Origin of the sequence: Streptomyces boluensis, assembly GCF_009908195.1 — a bacterium.
GTDB classification, from domain to species: Bacteria; Actinomycetota; Actinomycetes; order Streptomycetales; family Streptomycetaceae; genus Streptomyces; species Streptomyces boluensis.
Map to the genome: position 1 here is coordinate 1 of NZ_JAAAHS010000537.1, position 4,009 is coordinate 4,009.

At 73.3% G+C, this 4,009-nt stretch carries 4 protein-coding genes and 1 pseudogene; 2 read left to right on the forward strand and 3 right to left on the reverse strand.

Annotation, left to right across the window (positions count from 1 at the left end; translation table 11 throughout):
* On the forward strand, window positions 1-1,179 hold a 1,179-nt coding region (locus GUY60_RS35400; protein WP_187370205.1), incomplete at its 5' end, for an SWIM zinc finger family protein.
* A 21-nt stretch (window positions 1,180-1,200) separates the two neighbouring features.
* Here GUY60_RS35400 and GUY60_RS35405 read toward each other — a convergent pair.
* The 3 genes from GUY60_RS35405 to GUY60_RS35415 all read right to left on the reverse strand — a co-directional run bounded on the left by GUY60_RS35405 (window position 1,201) and on the right by GUY60_RS35415 (window position 3,725).
* Window positions 1,201-2,043 carry a DUF4097 family beta strand repeat-containing protein gene (locus GUY60_RS35405; RefSeq protein ID WP_161705476.1) on the reverse strand — a complete coding sequence of 281 codons (843 nt, stop codon included), beginning with the start codon at window positions 2,041-2,043 and terminating at the stop codon, window positions 1,201-1,203.
* A gap of 105 nt (window positions 2,044-2,148) precedes the next feature.
* A complete protein-coding gene (locus GUY60_RS35410) occupies window positions 2,149-2,667 on the reverse strand; it encodes a hypothetical protein (protein WP_161705478.1) in 519 nt (172 codons plus the stop codon).
* Window positions 2,668-2,861: 194 nt separating this feature from the next.
* Window positions 2,862-3,725: an AraC family transcriptional regulator gene (locus GUY60_RS35415; protein WP_187370206.1), complete on the reverse strand. Its 864-nt coding sequence runs from the start codon at window positions 3,723-3,725 to the stop codon at window positions 2,862-2,864.
* Window positions 3,726-3,792: 67 nt separating this feature from the next.
* Here GUY60_RS35415 and GUY60_RS35420 point away from each other — a divergent pair.
* Window positions 3,793-4,009: pseudogene (locus tag GUY60_RS35420) on the forward strand (hypothetical protein); the annotation flags it as partial.

Genomic DNA, 4,009 nt, shown 5'->3' on the forward strand with positions numbered 1-4,009 from the left:
GGGGAGGGGAGTTGGTGGGGCTCCGCGTGGATCCGGGCGTTGGAGGAGTCCGCCCTGGACCCGGCGCGGCTCGCTCGTGGACGTACCTACGCCGAGCGCGGTCAGGTGGACGCCGTGACGGTCACGCCTGGGCTCGTCCTCGCGTATGTGCACGGCAGTCGACCGAGGCCGTACCGGGCGAAGATCGCGTTGCCGACGTTCACCGACGAGGAGTGGGACCGGTTCCTGGACGCGGCGGCGGCGCGGCCCGGACGTATCGCGGCGTTGCTCGACCGCCGGATGCCGCGTTCGCTCGCCGACTGCGGTGTGCCGCTGCTGCCGGTGTCCGGGGAGTTGTACGCCGAGTGCTCCTGCCCCGACTCGGGCCGGCCCTGCAAGCACGCGGCGGCGCTCTGCTACCAGACGGCGCGGCTGCTCGACGAGGACCCGTTCGTGCTGCTCCTGCTGCGCGGCCGGGGTGAGCGCGGCCTCCTCGCGGAGCTGGCCCGGCGCAACGCGGCGCTCGCCGCGCGTGCCGAACCGTCCACAACTCCCGTACGGCTACCGGGAGTCCGGGCCAAGGACGCGCTGGCGGAGCGTACGCGGCCGCCGCTGCCCCGGCCGCAGCCACTGCCCGCGCACCCCGGGCAGCCGCCCACGTATCCGTCAGTGCCGGGTGGCCCCGACCCGTTCGCCTTGGACCAGTTGGCCACGGACGCGGCGGCCCGTGCGCACGCCCTGCTCGCCACCGGCGTCGACCCGGTGGCCGGGCTGACGCTGTGGCAGGACGCGGTCCGGCTCGCGGCGGCGCGCCCCGGTTCGGGTCTGACGGCGGCGAGCCGCGCGCAGTACGAGGCGCTGGCCGTGGCGGCGGGACGTACGGCGACCGAGCTCGCGCGGGCCGTGGCCGCCTGGCGGCAGGGCGGCGAGGAGGGGCTCGCGGTGCTCGAGGAGCCCTGGGATCCGCCCGCGGGCCGCTTCGACCAGGCCAGACCCGCCCTGCGGGCCGCCGAGTTCCCGCCCTTCACCCCCTGGCGGAACCAGTTGACGCACCCGGAGGGCACGCTCCAACTCCGCCTGGGCCGCGACGGGTTGTGGTACGGGTACGAGTCCGAGCCGGGCCGTGACGACTGGTGGCCGAGAGGTACGCCCGACCTCGACCCGGTGGGTGCGCTCACCGGGGTCGCGGGCGGTCCCTGACTCCTGGCTCGGCGCGGGTGTTCAGGCGCGGGCGCGGCGCACGTCGATGTTGCCGTACCGGGTGCGGGCGCGGACCTCGGCGGTGTCCTCGGACTTCTCCGGGGAGTCGGTGCCGGGGAGCGCGTTGCGCACCTGGCCCATGCCGGAGCTGATGTCGAGCCAGGCGGCGGTGCCCTCGCGGATGCCGATGTCGATGGCGCCGTAGGAGGTCTCCAACTGGACGGAGCCGCGCGCCACTTCGGCGACGCGCAGGGCACCGTAGGCGGTGGTCGCGGTGACCGAGGCCTCGGCGCGGGCGATGTCGATGTCGCCGTTGGCGCCGTTGACCCGCAGGTCGCCGGTGGCGGCGCCGACGGTCGTGGTGCCGTGCGAGTTCTTCAGGACACCGGGTCCGTCGATGAAGCCGATGCGCATGCTGCCCGAGCTTGTGGTGATCTCGGCCGCGCCCTCGACCCGGTCGACGATGATCGATCCGTGCGAGGCCTTCAGGTGCAGCGGCCCTGTGGTGTCGAGGCGCACGTCGCCGGACGAGGTCTTCACCCGGACCTGGCCGAGCCGCCCTTCGCTGAGGACCTGCGCCCAGGCGCCGGTCAGGTCGATCCGTGAGCCGGTGGGCAGGTCGACGGTCACGTCGACGGTGCCGGTGCGGCCGAGCAGGTTGCCCTTGGGTGTCTTGATGGTCAGCGTGCCGTTCGCGTACGTGACCTCGGTCTGCTTGGCGCTGCGTACGTCCAGGTCCTTCCTGGGGTCGCGCGGCTGCACGTCGACGAGGGTGTCGAGCCGGTCGCTCGCGCAGAACCGGATGGAGCCGGCGTCCACGTGCGCGGTGGTGGAGATCGCTTCGGGAGTGTCGAAAGCAGGCATGGCTGTCCCGTCCTTGGGTCTGCGAGTGGTCCGTGAAGTGGTTCGTGAAGTGGCGCGTGAAGTGGTGCGTGAAGTGGTGCGGCGGTGCGGGGCGGGCCGGGGCGGCTAGCGCGCCCAGCCGGTGATGCTCCGGCCGGTGGTGTGAGTGCCGCCCGTCGGCCGTGGCCGGGTCCCGTCGTCGACCGCGGCCGAGACGGCCCGTACCAGCCAGGCGTTGACCGAAAGACCCTCGCGGCCGGCGGCCTCCTCGGCGCGTGCCTTGAGGTGGGCCGGCAGACGCAGATTGACGCGGGCGGTGCCGCCCTCGTCGCCGTCGGCGGGTGCCGGGGCCTTGCGGAGTTCGGTGGGCGCGGTGAACTCGTCCACGGGGGCGCTGTCGGTGGGCGGCGGCGTCACCACGAAGTCGGGGTCGAGCCCGTGCAGCCGTACGTCGACCGAGCCGGGGGCGAGCTCGCGGGTGATCTCGTCCATCGCGGCGGAAAGCACGTTGAGCAGGGTCAGGCGGGTCGCCGACTCCAGGGGAGCGGTGAGCCGCTCGGCCAGTTCACGGGCATCTTCCCCGCCGGCTTCGGCGGCCACCGCGAGTTCGCGGCGGAGGGTGACGACGTACGGCGTGAGGTCCATGACGTCATAGTGGCATCACTTTGGCGCCTAGTGCAAGCCCTGGTGGTGCCGCGCGAGGGGCGGCGTTGAGGGGTGCCGCTCTGACCTGCGGAAATGTGCGAGAAATGAGCGGAGTCATTGTGGTGCCACGTGTGGCGCAACGTGTGTCACGTGTTCTGCGTATTCGCGCCCCGCCCCGCACGCGTCAGGGGCCCTCAAGCCCGACGGAAGACCCCGGGCGTCACCCCGTACACCCGCTGGAACCACCGGCTGAAGTGCGCCTGGTCGGCGAAGCCGGTGACGGACGCGGCGGTGGCGGGGGTGGCGCCCGCCGTGAGGAGCGAACGTGCGTGGCGCAGGCGCAGTTGGCGCTGGTAGTCGCTCGGCGCGAAGCCGAACTCGGCGCGGAACGAGCGGTACAGGGCGAACCGGCTGCACCCGGCCGCCGCCGCGAGGCGCTCGGCGGGTATCGCCTCCAGGTAGCCGTCGTCCAGGAACGCACGGGCGCGCCGGGCCACTTGGCGCCGCGCACGGTCGGTCGGCGTACGGGCCGACGCGCGGGGCGCTGTGGAGCTCGCGCCCCGGCGGGTCATGGCGGTGACGGCCGCGGTGAGGTGCTCGTCGCGCACCAGCGGGTCCGAGGTGCCGACCAGCGCGGCATGCAGCCGGGCGAGCGCGGCGGAGAGCGCCCCGTCGCTCAACACCGGGCGCGGGAACAGCGGCAGGGCACCGGACCGCCCGTCGGTGGCGTCCGCGATCACGTCACGGATGACGGACGGGCCGATGTGCACGATGCGGTACTGGTACCCCAACTCGGCCGCGGCCCGGCCGTCGTGCACGTCGTCCGGGTTGAAGGCCATCACCATCCCGGCACCGCTGGTGTGGGCCCCGCCCCGGCAGCGGAAGCGCTGGGCCCCGGCGTCGGTGATGCCGAACGAGTACGTGTCGTGGCTGTGCGGCGGATACACGTGATCGAGGAAGTGCGCGTGCATGGCCTCCAGCGGGCGGGCCTCGTCCCGCCAGTAGCGCACCCAGCTGTCGCCCCTGCCGCCCCTGTCTCCCTTGCCGCCCCTGCTCATGAACGCATTATCGGCGCCGCACCAGCGTTCAATACGCGTGGGCCGCACCGCGCTCAAACTCGGTGCCATGTCAAGGAAGTTGAGCCCTCTGAACAGCCGCCCGCACGCCCCCAACCCGTACCTCGTCCTGTCGATCACCATGGTGCTGTGGGGAGCCGCCTTCTCCAGCTCCAAGTCGGTGGTCGAGCACGTACCGCACTCGGTGGCCGCCCTGCTGCGGTTCGGCGGCGCGGCTCTGGCGCTCCTGGTGGCGCTTGCGATCTTCGGTAACCGGGCCGCCGGGC

Coding starts and splice junctions, on each gene's coding strand:
- GUY60_RS35405 (WP_161705476.1), bottom strand. CDS start 2,043: ATGCCTGCTTTCGACACTCCCGAAGCGATCTCCACCACCGCGCACGTG.
- GUY60_RS35410 (WP_161705478.1), bottom strand. CDS start 2,667: ATGGACCTCACGCCGTACGTCGTCACCCTCCGCCGCGAACTCGCGGTG.
- GUY60_RS35415 (WP_187370206.1), bottom strand. CDS start 3,725: ATGAGCAGGGGCGGCAAGGGAGACAGGGGCGGCAGGGGCGACAGCTGG.